The organism is Curtobacterium sp. MCLR17_051 (assembly GCF_003234395.1).
Classification (GTDB): domain Bacteria; phylum Actinomycetota; class Actinomycetes; order Actinomycetales; family Microbacteriaceae; genus Curtobacterium; species Curtobacterium flaccumfaciens.
In genome coordinates this window covers 23768-46251 of the sequence record NZ_QKTA01000019.1, presented here as the reverse complement: position 1 = coordinate 46251, position 22484 = coordinate 23768, and the positions used below count along the sequence as shown (strand labels likewise).

Annotated in this window: 25 protein-coding genes; 14 read left to right on the top strand and 11 right to left on the bottom strand. The window is 66.4% G+C overall.

Annotated features, from left to right (window positions below):
- Window positions 1–2 precede the first annotated feature (2 nt).
- Window positions 3–287, top strand: coding sequence for a hypothetical protein (locus DEJ06_RS18100; RefSeq protein ID WP_146245881.1), 285 nt, complete (start codon window positions 3–5; stop codon window positions 285–287).
- Window positions 288–502: 215 nt separating this feature from the next.
- On the opposite strand, the gene DEJ06_RS14800 is transcribed toward DEJ06_RS18100, so the two are convergent.
- Window positions 503–2842, bottom strand: coding sequence for an AAA family ATPase (locus DEJ06_RS14800; RefSeq protein ID WP_111039823.1), 2340 nt, complete (start codon window positions 2840–2842; stop codon window positions 503–505).
- Between the two features lie 189 nt (window positions 2843–3031).
- Window positions 3032–3562 (bottom strand): hypothetical protein, encoded by a 531-nt coding sequence (locus DEJ06_RS14795; RefSeq protein WP_111039822.1) that lies wholly within the window; start codon window positions 3560–3562, stop codon window positions 3032–3034.
- A gap of 261 nt (window positions 3563–3823) precedes the next feature.
- Here DEJ06_RS14795 and DEJ06_RS14790 point away from each other — a divergent pair, with 261 nt between their 5' ends.
- From DEJ06_RS14790 to DEJ06_RS14780, 3 genes are all read left to right on the top strand, one after another.
- Window positions 3824–4246, top strand: coding sequence for a hypothetical protein (locus DEJ06_RS14790; protein WP_146245880.1), 423 nt, complete (start codon window positions 3824–3826; stop codon window positions 4244–4246).
- Window positions 4247–4364: 118 nt separating this feature from the next.
- A complete protein-coding gene (locus DEJ06_RS14785) occupies window positions 4365–4544 on the top strand; it encodes a hypothetical protein (RefSeq protein ID WP_111039821.1) in 180 nt (59 codons plus the stop codon).
- A gap of 348 nt (window positions 4545–4892) precedes the next feature.
- A complete protein-coding gene (locus DEJ06_RS14780) occupies window positions 4893–5438 on the top strand; it encodes a cysteine hydrolase family protein (protein WP_111039820.1) in 546 nt (181 codons plus the stop codon).
- 8 nt (window positions 5439–5446) lie between these two features.
- On the opposite strand, the gene DEJ06_RS14775 is transcribed toward DEJ06_RS14780, so the two are convergent.
- Window positions 5447–5959 (bottom strand): GNAT family N-acetyltransferase, encoded by a 513-nt coding sequence (locus DEJ06_RS14775; RefSeq protein ID WP_111039819.1) that lies wholly within the window; start codon window positions 5957–5959, stop codon window positions 5447–5449.
- Window positions 5960–6184: 225 nt separating this feature from the next.
- Window positions 6185–6313: a hypothetical protein gene (locus DEJ06_RS18645; protein ID WP_258372503.1), complete on the bottom strand. Its 129-nt coding sequence runs from the start codon at window positions 6311–6313 to the stop codon at window positions 6185–6187.
- A 366-nt stretch (window positions 6314–6679) separates the two neighbouring features.
- On the opposite strand from DEJ06_RS18645, the gene DEJ06_RS14770 reads away from it, so the two are divergent.
- Both DEJ06_RS14770 and DEJ06_RS14765 read left to right on the top strand, forming a co-directional pair.
- A complete protein-coding gene (locus DEJ06_RS14770) occupies window positions 6680–7432 on the top strand; it encodes a DUF4839 domain-containing protein (protein ID WP_111039818.1) in 753 nt (250 codons plus the stop codon).
- A gap of 38 nt (window positions 7433–7470) precedes the next feature.
- On the top strand, window positions 7471–8307 hold the full coding sequence (locus tag DEJ06_RS14765) for a hypothetical protein (RefSeq protein WP_111039817.1): 837 nt from the start codon (window positions 7471–7473) through the stop codon (window positions 8305–8307).
- Between the two features lie 324 nt (window positions 8308–8631).
- Here DEJ06_RS14765 and DEJ06_RS14760 read toward each other — a convergent pair whose 3' ends face one another.
- Complete coding sequence (locus tag DEJ06_RS14760) at window positions 8632–9270, bottom strand: Type 1 glutamine amidotransferase-like domain-containing protein (protein WP_181436854.1); 639 nt, start codon at window positions 9268–9270, stop codon at window positions 8632–8634.
- A 361-nt stretch (window positions 9271–9631) separates the two neighbouring features.
- On the opposite strand from DEJ06_RS14760, the gene DEJ06_RS14755 reads away from it, so the two are divergent.
- On the top strand, window positions 9632–10087 hold the full coding sequence (locus DEJ06_RS14755) for a hypothetical protein (RefSeq protein WP_146247029.1): 456 nt from the start codon (window positions 9632–9634) through the stop codon (window positions 10085–10087).
- A 165-nt stretch (window positions 10088–10252) separates the two neighbouring features.
- Here the strand turns inward: DEJ06_RS14755 and DEJ06_RS14750 are convergent, their stop codons facing one another.
- The 4 genes from DEJ06_RS14750 to DEJ06_RS14735 form a co-directional block, all read right to left on the bottom strand.
- Window positions 10253–11125, bottom strand: a complete 873-nt coding sequence (locus DEJ06_RS14750) for a carboxypeptidase-like regulatory domain-containing protein (RefSeq protein ID WP_181436853.1) — start codon at window positions 11123–11125, stop codon at window positions 10253–10255.
- Between the two features lie 224 nt (window positions 11126–11349).
- Entirely contained in the window at window positions 11350–12585 is a 1236-nt protein-coding gene (locus tag DEJ06_RS14745; protein WP_111039813.1) for an acyl-CoA dehydrogenase family protein, read from the bottom strand.
- Between the two features lie 415 nt (window positions 12586–13000).
- On the bottom strand, window positions 13001–13426 hold the full coding sequence (locus DEJ06_RS14740; RefSeq protein WP_111039812.1) for a hypothetical protein: 426 nt from the start codon (window positions 13424–13426) through the stop codon (window positions 13001–13003).
- Between the two features lie 124 nt (window positions 13427–13550).
- A complete protein-coding gene (locus tag DEJ06_RS14735) occupies window positions 13551–14462 on the bottom strand; it encodes a CPBP family intramembrane glutamic endopeptidase (RefSeq protein ID WP_181436852.1) in 912 nt (303 codons plus the stop codon).
- 699 nt (window positions 14463–15161) lie between these two features.
- Between DEJ06_RS14735 and DEJ06_RS14730 the strand changes: the two genes are divergently transcribed.
- The 6 genes from DEJ06_RS14730 to DEJ06_RS14705 all read left to right on the top strand — a co-directional run bounded on the left by DEJ06_RS14730 (window position 15162) and on the right by DEJ06_RS14705 (window position 19167).
- Window positions 15162–15659 carry a hypothetical protein gene (locus DEJ06_RS14730; protein WP_111039810.1) on the top strand — a complete coding sequence of 166 codons (498 nt, stop codon included), beginning with the start codon at window positions 15162–15164 and terminating at the stop codon, window positions 15657–15659.
- A gap of 274 nt (window positions 15660–15933) precedes the next feature.
- Complete coding sequence (locus tag DEJ06_RS14725) at window positions 15934–16266, top strand: hypothetical protein (RefSeq protein ID WP_071405895.1); 333 nt, start codon at window positions 15934–15936, stop codon at window positions 16264–16266.
- A 52-nt stretch (window positions 16267–16318) separates the two neighbouring features.
- Complete coding sequence (locus DEJ06_RS14720; RefSeq protein ID WP_139196728.1) at window positions 16319–16918, top strand: DUF5819 family protein; 600 nt, start codon at window positions 16319–16321, stop codon at window positions 16916–16918.
- Window positions 16903–17886 (top strand): HTTM domain-containing protein, encoded by a 984-nt coding sequence (locus DEJ06_RS14715; RefSeq protein WP_111039809.1) that lies wholly within the window; start codon window positions 16903–16905, stop codon window positions 17884–17886. Before DEJ06_RS14720 ends, DEJ06_RS14715 begins: the two co-directional genes overlap by 16 nt.
- Complete coding sequence (locus DEJ06_RS14710; RefSeq protein WP_111039808.1) at window positions 17867–18715, top strand: serine hydrolase; 849 nt, start codon at window positions 17867–17869, stop codon at window positions 18713–18715. Before DEJ06_RS14715 ends, DEJ06_RS14710 begins: the two co-directional genes overlap by 20 nt.
- The gene (locus DEJ06_RS14705) at window positions 18715–19167 is read left to right on the top strand and encodes a DUF1648 domain-containing protein (protein ID WP_181437346.1); all 453 of its coding nucleotides are present in this window, start codon (window positions 18715–18717) and stop codon (window positions 19165–19167) included. The genes DEJ06_RS14710 and DEJ06_RS14705 overlap by 1 nt, the downstream gene beginning before the upstream one ends.
- Window positions 19168–19305: 138 nt before the next feature.
- On the opposite strand, the gene DEJ06_RS14700 is transcribed toward DEJ06_RS14705, so the two are convergent.
- Both DEJ06_RS14700 and DEJ06_RS14695 read right to left on the bottom strand, forming a co-directional pair.
- Entirely contained in the window at window positions 19306–20355 is a 1050-nt protein-coding gene (locus tag DEJ06_RS14700) for a methionine synthase (RefSeq protein WP_111039806.1), read from the bottom strand.
- 37 nt (window positions 20356–20392) lie between these two features.
- The gene (locus DEJ06_RS14695; protein ID WP_111039805.1) at window positions 20393–21349 is read right to left on the bottom strand and encodes a putative oxygenase MesX; all 957 of its coding nucleotides are present in this window, start codon (window positions 21347–21349) and stop codon (window positions 20393–20395) included.
- Between the two features lie 119 nt (window positions 21350–21468).
- Here DEJ06_RS14695 and DEJ06_RS14690 point away from each other — a divergent pair, with 119 nt between their 5' ends.
- Window positions 21469–22410 carry a LysR family transcriptional regulator gene (locus DEJ06_RS14690; RefSeq protein WP_111039804.1) on the top strand — a complete coding sequence of 314 codons (942 nt, stop codon included), beginning with the start codon at window positions 21469–21471 and terminating at the stop codon, window positions 22408–22410.
- The last annotated feature ends 74 nt before the right edge of the window (window positions 22411–22484 follow it).

Here is a 22484-nt window from a genome sequence, read left to right as displayed (position 1 = left end):
ATGTGACTGTTGCCCTCATCGTCCTCTTCTCAGCCTCCGCGACCTTGCCCGTCGCGGGCCTGGTTCGTCTCTATCGAGCGGCACGCGCCGCGTCCATCGAACGACAAGCTGAAGTCGATCGGCGCGGTTCGGTAGAAGCGACCTTTGGGGACTTCGATGCCTTTGTTGCATCGTGGTCAGCTGAACTTCTAACAGAGGACCGCAACGCCAGACTCGTCGATCTTCTGCTCATCGGGGGCGGCCTGATCTGCGGAGCTTCAGCAAGCATCTGGGATGTTCTCGTTTAGCGCCACTCGAATCATGCTGATCCATTGCATTCGCCGACGCGGCTCGACGCTTTGGCCAGCGGAGGCGATGGTAAGACAGAGGTCGAGCGCCTCGTCCACGATTGCCAGCACCGGTACGAGAACGTCGCGGTGATCAATGGCCCGATCACCGGCAACACGACGCTGGGCGAGACAGTCATCCCGCCCGGAGCTAGGCCCCTCTCGAAGAACGCGCGCTACGCTGCGAAGCTGGGGGTCGCGATCCCGCAGAGTACGCTGGCGTCGAGCCCAAGAACCTCGCACATCGCGGCGTAGTGCTGCGGATCTAGCGTTTGCATCAGCGCAAACACGGCTTGGAGGACGGCGATCGCTTCCCCTGGTTCAAGCGGCCGACTAATGTCGGCGTCCTCGTTGTGGGAATACGAATGTAGGTATCTGAGGACTCGGGTGCGGACAGGCCCGTCCTCGATGTTCGCGAGCGCCTCGCGCAACGCACCGTCGAAGCTTCCAACCTTCGCCGGGTAGCGGAACGCGAGGAACGCCTCGAGCATTCGTCGGGCCGAATTCGGGGCGAGTGCGAGTGCGTCAAGCTGCGCCATGAGGCCACCGCCATTTGCAGCGTCGGATACCGCCTGTCCAACGTGACCGAAGAGGTAGTGGTATTGCGACCGGAGCGTCTTGGCCTTCCGATTGTCCTTGTGCGGCCATTTGACGAAGGTCGGGACCCGGCGCGGTTCTCCGTCAACTTCGCGGTTTCGGATATGGAGTTCGTGCACCGAGCTGCGTGGAGCGAATCGGCCGGCGCTGTCCAGCTGGATTAGCCACTGCCGGAACATCTCGAAGCTGTGGGTCAGGACGAAGGTCTGCGCGATCGCCGGCCGAGAGACAAGTTCTGCCCATAGATGGGAGGAGACGCCAAACATCACGTTGTGATCGAGACTCGACACCGGATCGTCGACGACCACGATCGGGAGGGTATCGACGACTTCGCTGCTGCGCAGGCGGGCGAGGAAGTGAATCAGTGCGATGCAGGTCCGTTCGCCTTCGCTGAGCGCGGTTGCAGGCGCCCCGGCACGTTCGAGGCGGTACGTCCGCCGGTCCGGACCAGGCGCGAACAGAAGCTCGTCGCGACCGAGGAGACGGGCGATCGACGCCGTAAGTTCGGCGGCGAGTGGAGTCGGGTCCGCCTCGAGGTCCGTCAGTGCGACGATGCGGCCATCGGTCTCGCGTTGCTCTTGATCAAGTTGAGCGAGTTCGAGCTCTGCTGCCTCGATTTCGGACGCGGCGATGTGGACCTCGTCAGCGACGCCGGCGACGATGTGTAGCTCGAGCCGCCGCGCAGCTCCGCGAACGTTCTCCGAGTGGGAACGACTTCGGCTCCCGTGGACGCCTAGAGCGGCTTCGATGTGCTCTGTCGTTGGTGGCTCAAGACAGAGGTCTTTCGGCAGCAACGGGGTGCCGAAAGGATTTGAGCGCTTCGCACGGAGGAGCTCGTCGAGGTTCTGCACAGCGTCTTGGTACGTCGCCAGGTCACTGTGGTAGTCATCTCTTGCTAGGTCGAAAGCTTCGGCGGCATCTTCGTAGAGCTCTTGCCTGCGCGGAAGGGCGAACGCGTACTGAGCGGCATCCGCGACCGACGTGGCGAGCCGACGTATCGCGAGGTCGATTCGTCGTTGTAGATCCTCGACCGCCGAATCGAAGTGCGCCTCGAGGGCGTCTCGGCGCTCCGGGCCAAGCTCGCCGTCACAGAAGAGGCATCTCGCGAGGCCGTCGTGTAGCTCCAGCCCGGTTTGGACCCACTCCGCCCGATCGCCATGTTCGGTGAGAGCGTCAATTGCAGTCGCGGTGACTCTTTCGTCGAGCAGCTCGACGATCGCGGTCATGTCGGCCTGCGCCGCGAGGTTCGGGCGATTCGGACGTTCGATCGCGGCCAACGGAGCCGAGTCCACGACCATCTGGTCGGCACGAGCGTCTGTCGACGCGCCTGCGAGCGTTGACGCGTGTTCCAGCAACGCTCGGACTTGAGTGATGTTGTACACGTTCGACGCGCGGTAGCGCCTATCGGTGCCCGAGAGTCGGTTGACGACGTCCTGCGCGGCGCTGCGCATCTTGTCGTCTCGGTGCTTTCTCGTCTGTACGATCCGGTTCCGGAGATCTGCTCGCGATGACGTGAGGTCCTTTGAGCGCGCCCGCTTCTCTTCGAGCTCGGCTTGTGCGTTCACGTTTGCTTCGCCGAGCGTCAGCAGCGCGTCGGGAGATGGTCCGTCGGGCCCTTCGAAGCGGAGGCTCCTACTGACGTAGCTCTTGTTGAACACGTGCACGCGGCGCCAAGCGTCGTGTCGGTCGTCGACAATGTATTCGAGTGGCAGCCCGTCGGCTTGCCATTCGAACCTGATGTCGGTCGCGGCGGGAAGCACCCCATCGACGCAGTCCTGCAGGAGCTGCGCCAACGTGGACTTCCCGGAGCCGTTCGTCCCGAAGATGAGGTTCACCTGCTCGAACGGTGCGGCACCTCTGCTGCCCGACCAGTTCCGGTAAATCTGATAGTCGCCGATGTGTCTGAACTGCTTGAACATGTCCCGCTTCTTTGCCGTGTCCCAACTCGGAGCGACAGCAATCTAAGGGTTGCTCACTAGACTCCTTCGACGACTTGCCGTCCCGTCGTCCAATTTCCTAGTGGCCAAGCTTCGATCACGTGAACCCCCAAGGTCCGGAACCTTGTTCCCCGGCCCGAAGTCCTGATGCGCAGTAGTCCGCGCTGCACGTCACTGCGCGGAGTGCTGCGTTGCTTCGCGTCGATCGAGCTCGGTGAGCATCGTCGTCGTGTTGCGGAGCACCCGTGGCGTGGTCACGACGGTGATGACGAAGATCGCGATGAAGAACGCTGCACCGAACCAGAAAAGCGGTTCGCCGGTAACGGCGAGCCAGATGGCGAGAGCCGTTATCGGCAGGTAGAACACCGGCGCCAACCATCGGAGCGGCCGGTACTGCTGTTGGCGAGATTGCAATGCTCGCCGCCAATCGGCGATGTCAACGTCGGATGGAACGGTGCCCCGACGGACAGCCTTGCTGAACTCGGGACGCTGCCCTACCTGCCCATGAGCACGTCGTGTCCGGCCGACCCAGATTCCCATGAAGATGCCGTAGAACGCGCCGACGATGATAGACAGAAGCGCTCGAGGTCCGACGCCTAGTTCCGGCGTCGTGATGAAGGTCGCTCCAAACCATGCGCCGGCAAACATGACGGCCATGATGACGCCCGCCATCCACGTCGGCACCTGCTTCATCCACCCCATGCCTCGAGCCTGCCATGTCCAGCCGATGGCTGGTCGGTGCATGCTGCGCCAGACGCGTCCGTTAGCCGATCGGCTTACGGGCACCATGTCGAACCGCCCGCACGGCGTTACTCGCTAGGTTGATTGCAGTTCGGTACTGCCGACGTGGCGAGCGGGAGGTATGACGATGGGTGCTGGAGTGCTCCCCCGGGTGCCGTGGGTGGCGTCCCCGCTGATCTTCGCTGCCATCGTGTATGTCGTCGTAGCGCAGCGGCGGAAAAGGTGAACGAGGTAGTGCAGTTCTCCCGGGCTACGAAGTATCTGCTGTCTGGACTGCTGTCATTGCTTATCATCGGCACCGCCCTCCTCGCCTTGTTTGTTGACCCTCGGATGTTGGTGCTGGTGGCGTTCCTGGTCTTGCTCTGGTGGAGGCTCTTCGCCCTGAAGGTCGTGTTCGCTTCGGACGAGCTCGTCCTCATTGGCCTGGTGTCTGTCCGACGGGTACCGCGGATGAACGTGCTCCGGGTCGAGGAGGGGGCTGTCGTCGTGATGAGGAAGCAGGGTCGTGATCGCCGCATCACGATCCCGATCGCTATGAGTGCCTCCAAGATCACTGACAACTCGCCTGATGCACGGGTGAAACAACGCGTCGACGCCGCATACCGAAGATGGGTCGCGGCGCCAGCGACGCCCGCATCGGCCTGAACGCGACCCGGCCTCTCGACCGCCGGAAGCGTGCAGCTGGCGAATGCGCCCGGTGAAGGATCCTTCAACGGAGCATCCTTCGCTTGCGCCCGCGGTTGGTCGCACTTACGCTGCCCGAATGTGGTGGTGGATCGGAACCGGCTTGGTCTTGGCGGTGCTCCTCGTGCTGTGGTTCGTTATGCACCGCTACACGAACTTTGGCTCTCGGGCGGCGAAGTTCGAGGGGGCTGACCCCGAAGTCGCGGAGGCCCTTCGGCAGGCCAAGGCTGACATCGCGCGGGGGCGCATGTACTTCTGACGCTCTCAAGGGCCAGCGAGCCCACGGCCGTCCGGTAGCCGATTCCCTACTGGTCGCCTGATTTTCGCTCGTCCCGGGCTCGACGTCGCTCGGCTCGGCGTGCTCGCCACTCCGCGTCCTGCTGATCCTGCAGCGGGCTCCGTCCCATGCTTCCCCGAGCAGCGAGGAAGATGAGAACGACGACAACGACCAGGACCACCGGCACGAGGAACGGCAATACCAACATCTCGACCCCCTAAGAGCTGTTCTTCCCACCCTAAGCGCCCGGGAAGGCACCAAGCCCTCGAGGGAGCGATCGCCGTCCGTTAGCCGCTCTGCCACCGGACGCATTAGCTGAGACGATGGGGTGTGCGCGATACGACTGCGCTTCTCGTCATCGACCTTCAGCGTGGCGTCGTCCAGGGCTGCTTCGACGTCGCCGGCGTGCTCGGTCGTACCGCGCAGCTCGTCGAGCGCGCGCGATCGACAAGCGTGCCTGTGGTCTGGGTGCAGGATCACGGCAGCTTCGCAGAAGGCACTGATGAGTGGGCACTCGCGGCACCGCTCGAAAGAGCGGGGAACGAGCCGCTCGTCCGGAAGGAGTACCGCGACTCCTTTGTAGACACCGACCTCGCCGACGTCCTGGACTCCTTGGGCGTGGAACACCTCGTCGTTGCCGGCGCCCAGAGCGACTACTGCATCCGGACGACCACGCAAGCAGCGGCCGCGCGTGGGTTTGATGTCACGCTGGTGTCCGACGCGCACACGACGACGGACGCCGAGCACGACGGCGTCCTCATTACCGGCGAGCAGATCATCGCGCACACGAACATGTTCTTCGACAGCCTGCGCTACCCCGGCCACAGGTATTCGGCCGAGCGGTATGACCAGGTGCAGCTGCAGCCCGATCGGTGAGCGATCGTCTACGGTCGCATGATCGTCAAGGGCGCGCCCATCTGTACTCGTCGTCCGTACCGGTCCAGGCCATGCTCGGCCTCGACTGCGAGTAGTGACCGATGGAACGAGGTGACTGGGTCTTCCTCAGCGAAGCCGGCTGTTGCGTAGAACGGCGCGTTCCAAGGCACTCCTGCGTACGTGCGGAGAGAGATGTGCTCGTAGCCACGCTCGCGCGATTGGTCCTTTGCAGCTTCGACGAGCGCTCGACCCAGGCCCTGCCGCGCCAGCCCCGGCGCTACCGACAGCTGCTCGAGGTGGCAGATGCCGTCCACCTCGAGCACGTGCACGAATCCAGCGACTTCGGCGTCGACGTCGACGGCGAGCAGGAAGCCGGGCTCGGAGAGTCGCGTGATCCCGGGAGGGGCTGGAGACCACACGTCGGCGTGCAGGAAATCAATCAGCAGCTGGTCCGCGTCGTTCTCAATCCGCTCGACAGCATGCGCGTCGCTTGCCTGGGCGAATCGGATCAGTCGTGCCATGCCGCAAGCGTAGGAGTCCCGAAGGACGTCTCGGTGAACGATCGACTACCGGGCGCGAGCGGCGGGCAGAGCCCGCTACGGTGACGGACGGGACGCTACGACCCGGCGGGCCAGTTGCGGACAAGTGCCGACATGATCACCTCGTCATGGAAATGGCCGTCGCGGAACGTAGCTTGGCCGCGCACTCCTTCTTGCCGATAGCCGACCTTGTCTCAATCGAACAAGTCAGCGGAACACGAGCCCGAAGAGGTTCGTCAGGACAAGGGGAACCGTCACGATCGTGGTGATCGCTGCGACCTTGACGTTCTTATTCTTGTCGGCACGACGAGCAACCGTCTGCGCTCGAGACCCCATCCGGATCCGGTGTCTCGGCCCAATCGGGATTTCCTGTCGTCGAACCTAGAGCGGTCGAACTACGGCGACTAGTAGCCCAAGCAGCAAAACCCAGCCGATGGCGTGCGCGGGAGCGGGCATCGGCTGCACGGCTTCAAGCCGAATCCACAGCCCGATCAGCAGCAGCGGCAGCAACAGCGGTACGAGGGCGCTTGACGAGGCTCGTCAGTGGCCGTCGGCCGGTACCTATCAGCATGGACGGCGGCGGCTCTCCGCAGCGAAACCGCACCGTGCGGGGAGTGACGCTTCCAGAAGCCGAAAAGACGTGACTCCGCCCTTACTCTGAGAGACGCTCGACAGACTGTCGACGAGGACTGAAGGGCCGAGATGACCGGGGAACAGCCGAAATACGAGACACGGACAGTGAAGTCGGTGCGCGGCCTGGAATCCCGGACGCAGACCAGGTGGGAGCAGGACGGCTGGGAACTGGTCACGATGACGCAGGGACGGCTGCAGTCGCAGCTGGAGTTCCGTCGGCCGAACAAGCGGGTCGGCCGGCCCACTCTCATCGCCACCGGAGCTGGAGCCGCAGCGCTGGTCGTCGTCATCGTCCTCGGCGCCACCGGAGGGTTCGGAAGCGGCGAGGACGCACCAGCCGAGGCGAAGGCACCAACCGCCTCCGCCACGTCAGCCACGACTACCGCCGTACGCCCGTCGAAGGTCGCGGCGCCGAGCCCGACCACGGACGCCCCGGCGGTCATCACGGCCGAGAACTCGCCCCAGTTCGCAGCGCTGCTGCAACTAACCGACACCTGCGACGCCTCGCTCGCAGCGTTCGTCGACGGGAACAAAGGACGGATCGTCCGCTTCGACGGCTCTATTGGAGCGATGGCTCCGCATGGCTCGGCGAAGACCAGGTACGACATCCTCATCGGCGCGGGGGACTTCAGCGAGACATCCGCGCCGGGCCCGGCGTTCCAGTTCAATGACGTGAACACGACGTACGACATGCACTATAAGGATGAGGGGCCCGGTCGCATCGGTGTCGGCACGAACCTCGGCATCAGCGCGGAGGTGGCGGACTACAACGCCGACCAGTGCCTGTTCCACCTGAGGCCAGTGGCGACCTCCTTCCGGTAATCATCTGCGCTGTCGCGTCCATCCGATACGGTCAAGCCATGCCCGATGATGACGAGGTTCCCTCGACCGTCACCCCTGCAGAACTGCGGGCGATGCTCGAGCGGGCTCCGTTGGAAGCGGCGGGCCGAAACCTACGGCTGCTGCCGGCGATGGTCGTGAAGAACACCGACGTGCTGTTCGCTTCTCCCGAGGTCACCCTCGACGACGCGCTCGACATCGCAAGCCATGTCGGCGCGGCGTTCGTCACCCTCGGAGAGCGGACGTTCGACCTGGCGGAGTTCCTCGGCGACGCTGAAGGGGTGCCCGCCAGCCTCCGGAACAACGCCGCGAGTCACGACGGCGACCTGGAGGGGATGGACCTCCAGTTCATCGGCGCGGGCGTGTCCTACGCATGGTGGGCGGCCGTCGACTGGTCGCAGGAGCTGACCGCCGAGCTCGAGGAATGGCAGGAAGACGCGGACGAGAAACGCGACCGGGAACGACGTGAACGGTTGGCGCGGGCGCAGCAACTCATCCAGGCGGCCATCGAAGATGCCGGGGTCAGGGCCGCGAAGCCGATGTCGAGGAAACCGGTCGTTGAAGCGTTCATCCGCAGCCGGATGGAGTCGAAAAACGACGTCGGCGCTGAGTACGCATTGCGGTGGGCACCGCAGCGGGTTGCTGAGGAGTGGCGATCCGCGTACGCGCTCCTCGACAACAGCGCGAAGGTGTTCATCTCCGACCTCCACGAACTGCTCGAGTGGCAGCGCGCGAAATGGAAGCCATCCGTTCGCCGGGACGTGCTCCTGCGGTACGCAGTGAGTCGGACCGGCGGTTGGGCTCCCACGGACAAGTGGTTGAAGGACATGGACGCGAAGTCCGCGCCGACAACCTGACCGGCACGCGAACTTCTTGCTTCGTCCGCGCATACCTCTGACATGAGCAGCAACAGCATCGTCACCCGCGTCACCGGCACCCGGCCCTTGGCCGGTGTCAACGCCGTCGTCCTCGCCCTCGGCCCTCGGCCGCGGTTGTCGCCGGGTTCGTGCTACTGCTCAGCGCCGGATGGCCGGTCGCAGCCCGAGCGTTCGTCGCCTCCGCTGCCCTGCTGGTCGCCTCCCTCACCGTCGAGGCGCGCAAGCGCCTCACGCGGCGCAGGCGTGGCGCCGCAACGATTGACGATCCTCAACCGGGACAAGGGCCGGTAAGCCAATATTTGGTCAGGGTTCAGATCGGATCACGCTCATGCGACCGTTGTCCAAGAGCAGAGCCTGGTCATCGTTCAGTGGGGTCAGGGCGTAGGCGCCGCGGTATGTGTCGAGAGTCTTCTGGACGAGTTCCGGTGGGTACGGGGGCAGGAGGCCGTCCGCGTGCGGGATGACCGTTTGGTCGATCAGCGCGAGTCCGGCGTAGTCGGTGAGCGCGGGCCCGTCAGCGGGATCGTCCATCAAGGATGCCGGGGTTACGTCTGGTCCGGCGATGATCGAGCCGGCGCTCGCACCGATGTACGGCAGACCAGCCCGAACGCGCTCGACCAGCACGGCGGCATTCCCACTCTCGCGCAGCGCTTCCAGGAGGGCAAAGGTGCTTCCGCTGGCCACGTACACGGCGTCGACGTCAGCGAGGATCTGGTCGAACCGGTGGGTCGCGGTTCCTCGCGCGGTGACGGGGACGATGTGGCCCGCAAGCTCCTCGAGGGCTGCACGTTCCACTTCGACGAAGGCAGCGCCCGCGAACGATTGCTGCGCGTCGTCGATGTAGGCAATTCGGAACCCGTCGAGCGGCGCCTTCGCGCGGTTCGATCCGGTCAGGAAGGGCAGGATCGCCCCGGTGTTACGGGATAGCAGCAGGATCTTCACGGAACGTGACCCTAGAGAGGCCCACCGACACCGTTGCCCGCCACGGAAGAGCAGCGCCCGTCGGCGAAGCGCGCCAGGTGCTGGTGGCCCCGTCTCAATAGCCGATCGTCATGCGAGAAAATGTGTCCGCCGTTACGTTGAGCTGGTGAAGCCGCCGAAGTATCCGTGCCCCGTTTGCGTGGTTCGTGGTGATCGCAGCCAGTCTTCTGCTCGCGCTCGGACTGCTGAACCTCATCATCAACACCACCCGCCCCGGGTCGTGGCTTCTGTTGATGGTGCTCATGCCGTGGCCGCTTTCCGCGGGCTTGAAAAGCTTGCGTCTGTCGCCTACGAGCACGTGGAGTAGCCCGCTTTGATCATCATGAAGTCCAACGGGTCAGTCAGCAGTGTGCTGAACGACACGTTCCGCCCGCTCCCGGACCAGGTGCGACGCAGCCTCGGCCTTCTCGACAACGACGACCACTTCGCGTGGCTCGTCTTCTCCGCGCCGATCGACGACCAGACCTGGCGCGCCGGCCAGCAGTCGGTCATCGACGAGTACCGCGGCTCCTACCTGCAGGCCGGTGGCACCGCCGAGAGGATGAGCGTGGAGCTGCGCCGTCGCGAGGACGACGGGGAGTACCGCTTCTACATCGTCGGCCGTGACCACGACCTCACCGAACCGCTCACGGAGACCATCGACGTTCAGGCAGCGCACGAGCCTCGGCATCCTGCCGAGCTGTTCACGGCCGACCAGGCTGCGCCGGTGTTCATGCACTACGTCGAACACCAGACGGTCCCCGACGGCTACACGCTCCGTCTCATCGCCGACATGTAGAAGGTGGCGACGCAACCGTCGCGTGTCCGTGACCGTGTGCCGGACAGGAGGCGCGGTGCCAGCTGGCACCGCGCCTCCTGTCCGTTGCTGCTCACGCGACCGCGTGCAGTCACGCAGCCAACCGCGTTCGGCCAGCCCTGTGCTGGGGATGGTGCTGGGGCCGGATCACCCGAGGGCGCCGCCCCAGAAGTCGTGACCGCCGAACACGACGTTCACCGGGACGGCCTGCGCTCGGTCGGCCACGTACCGGTACACGCCGCCCGGACGTCCGAGCCACAGCACCTGCGCGGTCGTTGTGGTCGTCGCGACGGTCCGGAGCTCCACCACGTACTGACCGGAGGGGATCTGGAACTGCGCCGTCTGCTCGCTGTCGAGCAGCGTCGAGAACCGGGTCGAGAACGACGCACCGGTCGTCGCGTTCGTCACCGTGACGGTCGCACCGCTCAGTTGTGCCGACGGGCTGCGGGACGCCGAGGCCGCGTAGACGACCAGGTCGTAGTCGCTGTGTGCGTAGTGCCGTGACAAGGTGACTCGGGAAGCCGGGAGCGTTCCTCGCTGCTGGTACACCCGGGTCTTCCAGACGGCGGGCGACGCCGTTCCGCTGGCGTAGGCCTCGATGCGGTACTTCCCGGTGCTCAACCCGACGAACCGGTACTGGCCCGCGCTGTCCGAGGTCGTCCGGAACACCTGCGAGGTGTCCTCGTTCCAGGCGTACATCAGGCGACCGGCGGCGGGTCCCGTCGGGCCGACCACGCCGCCCTGCACGGTGGCGCCGATCACGAGCGGCACGGTGACCGCGACTGTCGAGCCGCCGCGGACGGCGATGCCCGAGCGGAGACCGGGGGCGTAGGTCTCCGTTCCGTGCGGCGGGAGTTGCCGCGTCGTCACCGTGACGGTGTCCGGTGCGGGGACGCCGGTGAACGTCGCGGCGCCGTCATCGTCGGTCGTGGCGTTCCCGACGACGACGTCGGTGCCGATCGCTGCGAGTTCGACGTCCGCCAGCCGGATCGCGGTGCCGTCCGGCGTTGCGAGCTGCACGGTGATCGTTCCGGATTCGGCCGCAGTCGCTGGTGGCGCGAGGCCGATCAGCGCGCCTGCTGCCAGCGCAACGGCCAGTGTCGTCCCTGTGATCAGTCGCATCGCGTTCCCCGATGGTCGGCCAGCCGTGCGTTGCCAGGGACTGTACGCGCACGGCGGCCGGGCGGCGGGGCCGGCACGTCGCAGCAGCGGTCACGCGGAGGCCGTCCCCGCTTCGACAGGCGTCACGAGGTCCGGGTCGCACCGATCGCCCAGACGCGCGGCGGTTCTGCACCGTTCACCGCGTGGTCACCGATGATCCGGGCCTTGAACACCCACGGGTTGTGGCTGCCGGCGGTGCGAGCGTTCCGCCAGTGCCGGTCGAGGTTCTTCGTCGTGCTCACCCCGGACGCCGCGAGCGCGTCGAACAGGTGCGAGGTCGCCGTCGTCGCCAGCGTGGTCAGCGCCACCTGCGCCTGCGCGGTCGCGAGTTCGGCGCGGTCGTTGCGGCGCTCGTCCTCGGCTGTGTCGAGCCCGGCTCCCTCGTACGCACCCTGCAGGGCTGCGGCGGCCCGGTCGACGATGGCGGTGGCGGCGAACCCGGCCGCCGACACCTCGCCGACGACCTGCAGGATCTGGGGGTCTGCCGCGAACGTGTCGGCGTTGCCGTGGGAGAAGACGCGGGTGCGGTTGCGGACCTCGCGCGCGATCTCCCGCTCGGCTGCGAGTACGGACCCGGCGAGGACGCTCAACAGCACGCCCTGGTAGAACGCCGTCTGGTACTTGAACCGCTCGTCGAAGGGGATCACCCCATCGGCCTGCACGACGGCGTCGTCGAAGGTGCTGGTACCGGAGCCGGTGGTGCGCTGCCCGAACCCGTCCCAGTCGTCGGTGTGGGTGACCCCGGGCTGGTGCGCGTCGACGATCGCGATGACCCGCTCGCCGGTGTCCGTGCGTTCGGCGTAGGTGTCGATCCAGTCGGCGAAGATGCTGCCGGTCGAGTAGTACTTCTGCCCGGTGATCCGGAATGTCCCGTCCGGCTGCGGGGTCACCTTCGTGATCACGTCGCCGACCTGCACCGACCCGACTTCTGTCCACGAGTTGCCGGCGATCTCACCGCGGCCGAAGCGGTTCAGCCACCCCTCGCGTTCCCCGGTCCGTGCGACCAGCCGGTCCTCCACGAGTGCGAAGTGGCCGCGGAGCGCCTGGGGGAGGTTGGTGTCAGCAGCGGCGAGTTCGGTCAGCAGGCGGAACAGCTGGGGCAGGGTCGCCCCGGCTCCGCCGTGGGCGACGGGGACGCGGACGGCGCCGAATCCTGCCGCGGCGAGTTCGCGGATCTCCTCGAACGGGAGGCGGTGGTCGCGTTCGCGCTCGGAGGCGCCGGCAGCGATGCGGTCGAAGATCGGACGGAAGCGGGCGAGGAGTTCGTCGTCGGCGCCCTCGTCGATCGTGCTGTCGGCGGTCTGGTTGCTGATGGTCACGAGGACTCCTTCGTGCTCTGGGCTGCTACCTGTCGCGTTGTGTGGCGCCGGGTGGTGTCGATTCGTCCGGTGTGGGCGGACAGCCCGACCAGATGTGCGCCATGGCGAGACTGTGGCATCGCCGAACGCCCGCGAGAAGGGTTGTGTCGATGTGTGTCGGAGGGTGACTTCCCATGACACGTGACCACGCTGCGACGAGGTGGGGGTTCGCAACAGCCTCTTCGCGGTGCTGCGCGTGTGTGATGGCCGCGGAGCCCGTCGGACGAAGACGGGCATGCTCCTCCGAGAGAACCGCGTCGGCCACGCTCACAGCAGCGCGCATCAACGAGGGAGTACGCACCCGCCAGAGGACCGGCCGCTGCCTTGCTTGGTGTGGGCGAAAGCCGTGGTCTCGGCGCCGTTCACCCAGTGGCGTTCAGGCCGGCGGGGTCGTCCCTGCGCCCTCGGTGTCGTCGGCACCCGCAAGACCTGTCCCGGCCTGATCGAGGTTCTCGTGGGGGTCGCCCATGTCTCCGGTCGCAGCGCCGGTGCGGGACAGCCCGAAGTGTTTGCGGACGGCGTTCGCCTCGGCGGGGGACAGGGTGCGTCCGGCTCCGAGGGACGGCGCGTCCTTGATCGCGTCCTTCGTGTACCCGACGTGCACGTCTGTGCCGTCGAACGTGGCGTCGTCGGCGGGGACGAGCGCCTGGTGTCGCCCGAGCAGCCCGGTTGCGACACAGACGTAGGCCGCACCGCCGTCCTCGTCGGAGGGGAACACCTGCACGACCTTGCCGACTGACAGGCCGTTGCGATCCCGGACAGTCGCACTCTCGACCTGGTGGATGACGCCCTTGGTGATCATGACCGTAGTCAACGCCCTCGAGTCTGACGCTTCGCAGGCGCCGTCCTCCAGGCCTGCGGTGAGGAGCCGCCCCTCGGGGTCCAAGGCTGCGGCGGTCCGGTCGGTTCCTCGGAGGTTCGACCGGCTACGGGGACAGCTCCGTGTTGCGGACCTCGGGTCTGCCCCGTTGCGACCCGTGTCGCTGGCGGAGTCGAGTTGCCCGCAACACGCACGCCGCGATCAACAGCGCCATGACGATCCAGCCGGTGATGGCGAGCGGCCCGACAAGGCGTTCGTCGAAAGGCGGGAAGAGGATGGACTGGTACGAGGCGAAGCTGTTGAGTGCCGCATGGGCGAGCACGCAGGGCAGAAGCGATGCGCTCGCAAGCCGGAGCCAGCCGATCAGCACGCCCGCGCCGACACAGCCGATCATCATCATGATGATCCCGAGGGGATTGCGTTCCTCGTAGTTCAGGCCGAGCAGGATCGCGGGAGCGTGCCAGAGACCCCAGATCGCGCCGCTCACGCACAGCGCCCATCCAGTGCCGAGCGGCAGCAGCTTCGGGAGGAGCCAGCCGCGCCAACCGACTTCTTCGCCGGTCGCAGCGATCGCGGTGATGGCAATCCCGATCGGGAGGTTCAGCAGTTGCAGCAGCGCCAGGAGCGCCATCGGCATCGGCGGTTGCTCGCCCGTGACTCGAACGATGAGTTCTTTCGCCACGGAGTGTTCGGGGTCGAGCTGCACCCACCCGAACAGCATCCCGAGGCCCCAGCTGCCGGAGATCAGCACAGCAGCACCGGCGATGCCTGCGAGAGCGAAGCGCCAGCCTCGACGCGTGAAGAATCCTGTCAGCCCAAGCTCAACCAGAATCGCTTTTCCACGGCGACGTTGGAGCGTGACCGCGACCAGCAGCGCTGCCAGGCCTGGTGTGAACATCATGGCCACGGTTGCGATGTACGCACCGGGGTTCCCGGCTGGGTCTGAGAGGTCCGCGCTCACCTGGATGGCTGGCCAGAGCAGCACCCACGGAGCACCGTACGCCAGCAGGACGAACATGCCGACCGTGCTCCAGTGGACACCCCGCGGGCTCCTCAACATGTTCTCCCTCCGGTTCGCTCGAGTGTGCCGTGCATCATGGCGACCCGCTCCCTTGCGGGGACGGAGGAGCCTCAGCGCCGCGGACCCCTTACTGAAGCATTCATCTGATAGGCAACATATCAAACTATGAATGCCCCCAGGGGCGCCCCAGGCCCGCCTGCCGCGGATCAGTTCGACGAACTCGAGCGGCATCTCGGAGCGGATCGATTCCAGCGAGATGACGTCGATCGACGACTGCTGCAGCCGCGGAAGGCGGGCTCGTCAAACTGGACGTTGTCGACGCCGGCGGCTTCGAGCTCCCGCGCTTCCTGGTTCACTCCCCGTTGCGCTGGAGTTCGTCCGCTGCGACGACCACGGCGATCGTGGCCGACAGTCGAACCGCCAACAGCTGGGGAGTCGGTTGGATCACGCGCCGAGCCGAATCGCTGCTCGTGATCGACGAGTTCGAGGGACTTGCTGATGCTGTGGGTTCACTTCGTGAGGTTCCTGTCGTGATCCGTGGGGGCGTCAGCGACATCACGGAGCGACTGCGTATCGCGGCCGAGAGAGCTCGTGTCGTCCGACATGTGCACGTACGCCACGACCGGCCAGCCGAACGACTCACGAGATGATCATGCGAACATCGGAGAAGCAGAGCGAACAGGGTGGGGCTCCTAAGTGAATCAACCTCGGCGGAAAGCCGTCTCCGTCCTCCGGACGGCAGGAGCCGTACTGCTCACCGTCGCCGTCCTCACCGGTTGCAGCTCCGGGCTCGGGAAGACCCCGGAGCGGGCGAAGCAGTCCATCGTCACGTTCGTCGAGGGTTCGACGGACGTTGTCGGTGGCGGTTGGGAACCGAACGACGGTCCACGGCTGGGGAAGTGCGGGCTCGGCCTCGGGACGGGCGGCGTCCAGTACGTCTACGCGAAGGTCCGCGCTGCCAGCGCTGATCCAAAGGCCGACGTCGAGGCAGTGGAACAGCACTGGAAGGAGCTCGGGGTCACGACCGAGCGCTACCAGACCGGCGGCGAGGACCCGATCCTCGGCGTCCGGGGCAGGGGCGGTCCGGTGAGCTCCTCCGACTTCCGCGCGGATCCCCGCGGGTACACGATCGACGGCAGCTCGCAGTGCGTTGCGGGGGACTTCGAGAAGATGAGCCTCGACAGTCAGGAGTGACGACCGCGGGCTGACCACCCGAACCGAGCCGCGCCTCCAGTCCGGCCCGGGACCCGGGCGCCTGCCGGACGCGACACGAAGGACGGCCCGCTCCGTTGTCGAGGCGAGCCGTCCTGTGCAGGGCCGGCCATCTGGATGATGTCGATGCCGGCGGTCCTCATCCGCTTCGGGAATAGCGGCCGAACGAGCCCGCGATGTCATCACATCTGCGAGGTAGACCGGTCGGTTCGAAACTGGTACACAGGTACTCCACACAACAGATTGGAGTTCGAAGATGAAGCTCAATACGAAGCTCGCCGGTTCGGCCGCAGCGATTGTGATCGGCAGCACGTTCCTGCTGGCGGCGCCAGCGCAGGCTGCGCAGACGTCCTACGAGCAGTCCAGCGCGATGGCAGAGGTCGTGGCGAACCAGGGTGCGCAGTCGATGGACTCTCAGCCAGAGCAGCGCGGAGTGGTGGGCGTGGCGAAGGCTCTGGCAGCCGGGTTCAAGGCGGCCACTGCGCCGCAGGCGGCGGGGAACGTCGCTCGTCTCGCGAGCATCCTCGGTTTCGCCGCGGAGGCGCCGCAGCCTTCGGCGCAGCTCGAATCCGCCTACTTCGATCGTTGACGAGTACGAGGGGGCTCGTCGCTGCGGCGGGCCCCTTCCCTCCGGGGGAACAATGCAAAAGACCTTGATTGCAGCTGCTGGAGTGGCAGTCGCCGGAATCTTCGGCGCGTGCGCGCTCGTGCTGGCTGGTCCGGTCACGCCGGTGAAGTTCGACGTTGGTCCGGTAGCTTCCCTGCTGAATCCGCACCTCTCCCAGAACTGGCAGCTCTTCGCGCCGGATCCGATCAGCGACGAACGCGGCGTGGTTGCTCGCATCCGCTGCCAAGGCACGACGACAAGATGGACCGACATCTCTTCGTCCGCCGTCGCGCGGGCCCAGTCGTCGAGGTTCTTCCCGGATCGCGAGAGCCGGATCGTCAGCAACGCACTCGTCGAGCGCTTTGCGCAGGATGACATCAGCAAGCGGCTTGAGGCGAGAGACAAGGAAGACCTCGTGCCTCCCGACGTCAGCGCACAGCGACGTGCCGAGCGGGTGCTGGCTCGCTACGCGGCGCAACGGGTCCCATGCCCGTCTGCGCGTGATCTTGATGAAGAACCGTCCGCCGTGCAGCTTCGATACGTCGTCCAACCGCTGACGCCGTGGTCGAAGCGCGGCGACAGGTCAGCTCGTGCAGAGCCCCGCATCACGGACTCCGAATGGATCCCGTTGTGATTCGGACGCTCCGTTCCCGAGTCGGCGTCATTGTCGACTGGATGGTTGACGCGCCTCGTGCAACGACTGCACTGAGCCTGCTCAGGGCAGTCGTCGGAGTGGTGTCGACGGCGTTCTACATCAGGCAGTACGCGGGGCGATCAACGTTCTTCGGCCCGGACGGTGTCTACGGGCTCGAGGGCATCCGCGACTACACGGCAGGTATCGGGACCTGGAGCCTCTACGCCGCGACGGATTCGGCGGTGTACTTCGAGGTCGTCTTCCACATAGGCCTGGTGGTCGCGGTGCTTGTCACGCTCGGTGTGGGTGGCCGTCTGGTCCTCGCTGCCCACTACGTGCTCCTCTGGTCGCTCTACATGGCGAACCCGGCGTTCATGGACGGTGGTGATGCCTTGGCCGCGACAGCAGTGCTCTTCCTCCTGCTGACCAGGTGCTACTCGGCGTTCACCATCGTCAAAGGACGTCGAAAGCGCGAGGCGGGCCCGGGCGCGTCGGTCCTGAACAACACGGGGCTCCTGCTCCTGGTGACTCAGGTGACTGTCGTCTACCTCATGGCGGGGTTGTACAAGGTGCAGGGTGAGCTCTGGCAAGACGGCACGGCGCTGTACTACATCCTCAACGTCCCAGAGTTCTTCCTCCCGGGGATCACCCCGTTGCTCGTGCAGTCCGATTGGCTGATGGTGATCGGTGCCTACGCCACTGTCCTGACATCGGTGTTCTTCCCCGTACTCGTCTTCTTCCGCGCGGGGAGGCCTGTGGCTGTCACGGCGATGCTCACATTCCACCTGGCGATTGCCTTGCTCATGGGTCTGACGTCGTTCGCCCTCGTGATGGCCGCGTACGACCTCCTCTTCATGAATGCGCACGTCGTGAGTCTCCACCGCCGAGCTCGGTCGTTGTGGGAAGGCGCAGTGGCCCGCCTTTCGGCCCGTTCTCAAGGAGGGACACGTGGCGCGGAATCCGCTTGAGAACTCCGGACACTGGCGCGCGAGTCTTCGCAGGGCCGGCGGCTGGCGAACCGTCCGCGAGCCCCGTGGGCCGTACGCCGCCGCTTCGATGCTCGAGTGGGGGAGCATCACGAAGGGGCTCGTGGGCACGACGGCTTGGCTCACGCTCGAGGTTGAGCGACCGGTCGTGCACTACCTCCCCGGTGTTCCCGACGCCGAGATGACCGTTGCTGACCTCGTCCACCACACCTCGGGTCTTCCACGGCTTCCTGCCGCGATGCGCGACCGCCTGTTCGGCGACCCGTACCGAGAGGCCGTCGGGGTTCCGCTGGAACCAGTAGTCGCAGTGCCGGTCGCACCCCGAGGGCAGTTCGAGTACTCGAACCTGGGGTACGCCCTCCTCGGCGCGGTACTCGACGAGGTGCACGGCGACTGGTTCGCCGCCGTGCGCCAGCACGTCCTCGACCCGGCGGGGATCAGCTCTGCGGCGCTCGTGCCAGCTCCAGCAGACCGGGTGGTGCCGAAGCTCTTCGGTCGTGCCATCAAGCCGTGGGCGCTCGGGGAGTCGTCGTTCGCGGCGGCGGGGGGCGTCTGGTCCACGTTCGACGATCTCTGTCGCTACGCCGACTGGGCGCTCGAACCCGGAGCTGGGCAGTCCCGCACCGTGAGCTGGCAGCGGGAAGGGGCATCGACCTGGATCAACGGAGAGGTGCGAGCGGCAGGAGCGGTCATCGCCAACGCGGCAGGGCTCACCGCGGTGGTGCACACGCTCGCGAAGGCTCCACGCGCGGCCGACGCGATCGCCACGGCGCTCATCGAGCGGGAAGTGCGGGAGACATGCAACCGCTGATGAACGCACTGATGTCCAGCGCCCGTGGCAGACGCAAGCGAGAGGGGGTCTTCGCTGCCACCGCTGCTTCCTTCCCCATCGTCATCGTGGTCGCGCTCACCAGCGCCTGGTGGGATCGGTTACCCGAACGGATCGCGACGACGTTCGGCCCGGACGGCAGCCCGAGCGGGTACGGAACACCGTTGGGAACCGCGATCCTGATCGCGGCGGTACAGGCGCTGTTCCTCGTGGCGGCGGTCGGCTCCGCTTTTGCTCAAGACCGGCGCAGAGGTCGCATCTCGTGTGCGGTCACCGCAGGGTTCGTTGCGGCTCTCGCGATGAGCTGGCTGATCATCGGGGGATTGGGGTCTTCGACGTTGAGTCCGACGGCTTGGTGGCTTCTCGCTTCGGTGCCCGTGTGGGGGTTCGTCCCGTACTGGTTGCTTTCCCCCGCGAGGGGCGGCGGAAGGTGACGCCACTGCCGGCGTGACCTGCCGGCCGGACCGCAGCCGCGCCTCCAGGCCGGATCGAGAGCCGCGCACGCGGCGGACGCAACACGAACGGCGGCCCTCCTCCTTCCGGAAGAGAGCCGCCGTGGTGTTTCGCGGCGATCAGCGGGCCGACGGGACCGCCGTGCCGACGAGCTCGGCCCGCACGATGTCTGCTCCAGCGGACAGCGCGCCGAGCTTGTCCAGCGCCGCACCCCGCGCCAGGGGCGCCATCCCGCAGTTGGAGCTGGGGATGAGCTTGTCCGCATCGACGAACTCGAGCGCCCGACGGAGCACCTCCGCGACCTCCTCCGGAGTCTCCACGGTCTCGGTCGCAACGTCGATCGCCCCGAGCATGACCTTCTTGCCGCGGATCAGCTCGACGAGCTCGAGGGGAACGTGGGAGTGGATGCACTCGAGCGACACGATGTCGATCGAGGACTGCTGCAGCAGTGGGAAGGACTGCTCGTACTGCCGCCACTCCGCTCCGAGCGTCTCCTTCCACTTGTTGTTCGCCTCGATGCCGTAGCCATAACAGATGTGCACGGCGGTCTCAGCGTGCAGGCCCTCGGCTGCGCGTTCGAGCGCGGCCACGCCCCAGTCCTGCACCTCGTCGTGGAAGACCGTGAAGGCAGGCTCGTCGAACTGGATGATGTCGACGCCGGCGTCCTGCAGTTCGCGCGCCTCTTGGTTGAGGATCGTGGCGAACTCCCACGCCAGCTTCTCGCGGCTCTTGTAGTGCTGGTCGGAGAGGGTGTCGATCATCGTCATCGGGCCGGGGAGCGCCCACTTGATCGGCCGGTCGGTCTGGGCTCGCAGGAACGCAGCGTCCTCGACGAAGACCGGCTTTCGACGGCTCACGGCGCCGACGACGGTCGGGACGGCCGCGTCGTAGCGGTCGCGGATGCGGACGGTCTCCTTGCGCTCCAGGTCGACGCCGTCCAGGTGCTCGATGAACGTCGTGACGAAGTGCTGGCGGGTCTGCTCGCCGTCGCTGACGATGTCGATGCCGCGGCGCTCCTGCTCGTGCACGGCGGAGCGCAGGGCGTCCTGCTTGCCCTCGGTCAGTGCTGCTCCTTGCAGCTCCCAGGGGGACCAGAGTCGCTCGGGCTCGGCGAGCCAGGACGGCTTCGGCAGGCTGCCGACGATCGAGGTGGGGAGGAGAGAACGCATGGGTGTGACGGTCCAGTCAGTCGAAGGGCAGAGGAAGTCAGCGCGCGAGGGCGGGGTCAGCCCACCGGGCGAGGAGTGCGTGGTGCGGCCGCACCAGGTGCTCCTCGGTCCACCGGCCCTGCGTGATCCCGAGGCGGCTGCGTTCCTCACGGTCGTACGTCACCGGGGTGGGCGTGAAGTCGGTGTGGTCGAGGGTGGGGCGGTAGGTGCTGCCGGCCGGGGTGTTCGCGGCGTAGACCTCCGGGCGGTAGATCTTCTGGAACGTCTCCATGGTGGCGATCGTGCCGATGAGCTGGAGGTCCGTGTAGTCGCCGGTCAGGTCGCCGCGCGTGTAGAACGCGAGCGGTGCAGCCGCCCCGGCGGGCTGGAAGTACCGGACCCGCATGCCCATCCGGCCGAAGTAGTCGTCGGTGAGCGAGGAGTGCTCGTGCTCGTACTCGGCGCCGAGCACCGGGTGGACGTACCCGTTCCGGCGGTAGGTCTGGCTCGTCGAGACACTGATGCACACGACGGGCTCGGCACCGAACTGCGACCCGAACACGTCGGACTCCAGGAAGCGCTGGAAGAGCGCCCCGTGCAGCTGTCCGAAGTCGGACGGCAGCGACGGCGACGACGGCAGCAGCACCGAGAAGTCGTAGTCGCGCAGGTACGACGAGAAGTTGTTGCCGAGGATCCCGCGGTGGCGCACGCCGGTGTGCTCGTCGACGATCGTGACGTCGAGCATCTCGAGCAACGGGAACTCGGCGTCCGAACCACCGTCGGAGAACTCCAGCGCCACCGAGACGATGTCGAGCTGCAGACGGTAGCGGTCGTGTGCCGCGGCCAGCTCGTTCGCTCGCCCGTCGATCATCGCCAGCGCAGCGCGGAGGTTCTGCTGACGGTGCTCGCCGCGCGCCAGGTTGGCGAAGTTCGTGGTCAGCCGGGAGCTGTCAGCGGGGGAGTAGTCCTCGTCGAACCGGGTCCGGGTGATGCTGAAGGTGAGGTCGTTCGCCATGGTCGGCAATCTGTTCGTCGAGCGCTCGCAGGCGCTGGGGAAGGGGTGCCTCGATCATGGCGGGATTCCCGGGCCATCAGGTAATACCGAGACCCTATGCACCGGTATAGCCTCGGCCTATGGCCCGTGTCTCGAACGACATCACTCTGCAGCAGCTCCGGTACTTCATCGAGGTCGCGACGGAGGGCTCGATCAGCGCAGCGGCCGACCTGCTCTACGTGTCGCAGCCGACGATGTCCGCGGCGATGAAGGACCTGGAGACGCGGATCGGGCGCCCGTTGTTCACCCGATCGGCCCGAGGCGTCGTCCTCACCGCGGACGGCGTCGAGTTCCTCGGGTACGCCCGGCAGGTCGTTGAGCAGGTCTCCCTGCTCGAGCAGCGCTACGTCGGCGGCCAGCGGTCGCGTCGGCTGCTCGGGGTGTCCGCCCAGCACTACTCGTTCGCGGTGGAGGCCTTCGTCCGGATGGTCGAAGCAGCGGCTGCGGACGAGTACGAGTTCTCGCTGCGTGAGACACGCACCTGGGACATCATCGAGGACGTCCGCACCCTGCGCAGCGAGGTGGGCATCCTCTACCGCAACGACTTCAACAAGCAGGTGCTCGGCAAGCTGCTGCGGGACGCCGGCGTCGTGTTCACACCGCTGTTCGTCGCACAGCCCCACATCTTCGTGGCCAAGCGGAACCCGCTCGCGTCACGGGAGCGTGCGACCCTCGAGGACCTCGCCGACCTGCCCCGGCTCACCTTCGACCAGGGTGCGAACAACTCCTTCTACCTGGCCGAGGAGATCCTGTCGACGATGTCGAGCAAGCGGGAGATCCGGGTGTCGGACCGGGCGACGATCTTCAACCTCATGATCGGTCTGGGCGGGTACACGATCTCGACCGGGCTGATCAGCGACGACCTCGACCCCGAGATCGTCGCCATCCCCCTCGACGTCGACGAGCGCATCGAGATCGGCTGGATCGCGCACGCCTCGGTTCCCCTCACCGTGCAGGCGCAGACGTACCTGGACGAGTTGCGTGCGGTGGTCACCAGCTACGGCGTCGAGCCGCTCGGGTAGGCAGGCGGCGGGTCCGGCGGGTCCGGCGGCTCCGGCGGCTCCGGCGATCGGCCTGGAGGCACGACACGCGTCCG

What these genes read in the sequence shown, in the direction of transcription:
- DEJ06_RS14775 (WP_111039819.1), bottom strand. Translation starts at nt 5,959, where the DNA reads ATGGCACGACTGATCCGATTCGCCCAGGCAAGCGACGCGCATGCTGTC.
- DEJ06_RS14785 (WP_111039821.1), top strand. Translation starts at nt 4,365, where the DNA reads ATGTGGTGGTGGATCGGAACCGGCTTGGTCTTGGCGGTGCTCCTCGTG.
- DEJ06_RS14740 (WP_111039812.1), bottom strand. Translation starts at nt 13,426, where the DNA reads ATGATCACCAAGGGCGTCATCCACCAGGTCGAGAGTGCGACTGTCCGG.
- DEJ06_RS14720 (WP_139196728.1), top strand. Translation starts at nt 16,319, where the DNA reads ATGCAAAAGACCTTGATTGCAGCTGCTGGAGTGGCAGTCGCCGGAATC.
- DEJ06_RS14800 (WP_111039823.1), bottom strand. Translation starts at nt 2,842, where the DNA reads ATGTTCAAGCAGTTCAGACACATCGGCGACTATCAGATTTACCGGAAC.
- DEJ06_RS14715 (WP_111039809.1), top strand. Translation starts at nt 16,903, where the DNA reads ATGGATCCCGTTGTGATTCGGACGCTCCGTTCCCGAGTCGGCGTCATT.
- DEJ06_RS14705 (WP_181437346.1), top strand. Translation starts at nt 18,715, where the DNA reads ATGAACGCACTGATGTCCAGCGCCCGTGGCAGACGCAAGCGAGAGGGG.
- DEJ06_RS18645 (WP_258372503.1), bottom strand. Translation starts at nt 6,313, where the DNA reads ATGGGGTCTCGAGCGCAGACGGTTGCTCGTCGTGCCGACAAGAATAAG.
- DEJ06_RS14795 (WP_111039822.1), bottom strand. Translation starts at nt 3,562, where the DNA reads ATGGGGTGGATGAAGCAGGTGCCGACGTGGATGGCGGGCGTCATCATG.
- DEJ06_RS14695 (WP_111039805.1), bottom strand. Translation starts at nt 21,349, where the DNA reads ATGGCGAACGACCTCACCTTCAGCATCACCCGGACCCGGTTCGACGAG.
- DEJ06_RS14690 (WP_111039804.1), top strand. Translation starts at nt 21,469, where the DNA reads ATGGCCCGTGTCTCGAACGACATCACTCTGCAGCAGCTCCGGTACTTC.
- DEJ06_RS14725 (WP_071405895.1), top strand. Translation starts at nt 15,934, where the DNA reads ATGAAGCTCAATACGAAGCTCGCCGGTTCGGCCGCAGCGATTGTGATC.
- DEJ06_RS14755 (WP_146247029.1), top strand. Translation starts at nt 9,632, where the DNA reads ATGAAGTCCAACGGGTCAGTCAGCAGTGTGCTGAACGACACGTTCCGC.
- DEJ06_RS14765 (WP_111039817.1), top strand. Translation starts at nt 7,471, where the DNA reads ATGCCCGATGATGACGAGGTTCCCTCGACCGTCACCCCTGCAGAACTG.
- DEJ06_RS14700 (WP_111039806.1), bottom strand. Translation starts at nt 20,355, where the DNA reads ATGCGTTCTCTCCTCCCCACCTCGATCGTCGGCAGCCTGCCGAAGCCG.
- DEJ06_RS14735 (WP_181436852.1), bottom strand. Translation starts at nt 14,462, where the DNA reads ATGTTCGTCCTGCTGGCGTACGGTGCTCCGTGGGTGCTGCTCTGGCCA.
- DEJ06_RS14770 (WP_111039818.1), top strand. Translation starts at nt 6,680, where the DNA reads ATGACCGGGGAACAGCCGAAATACGAGACACGGACAGTGAAGTCGGTG.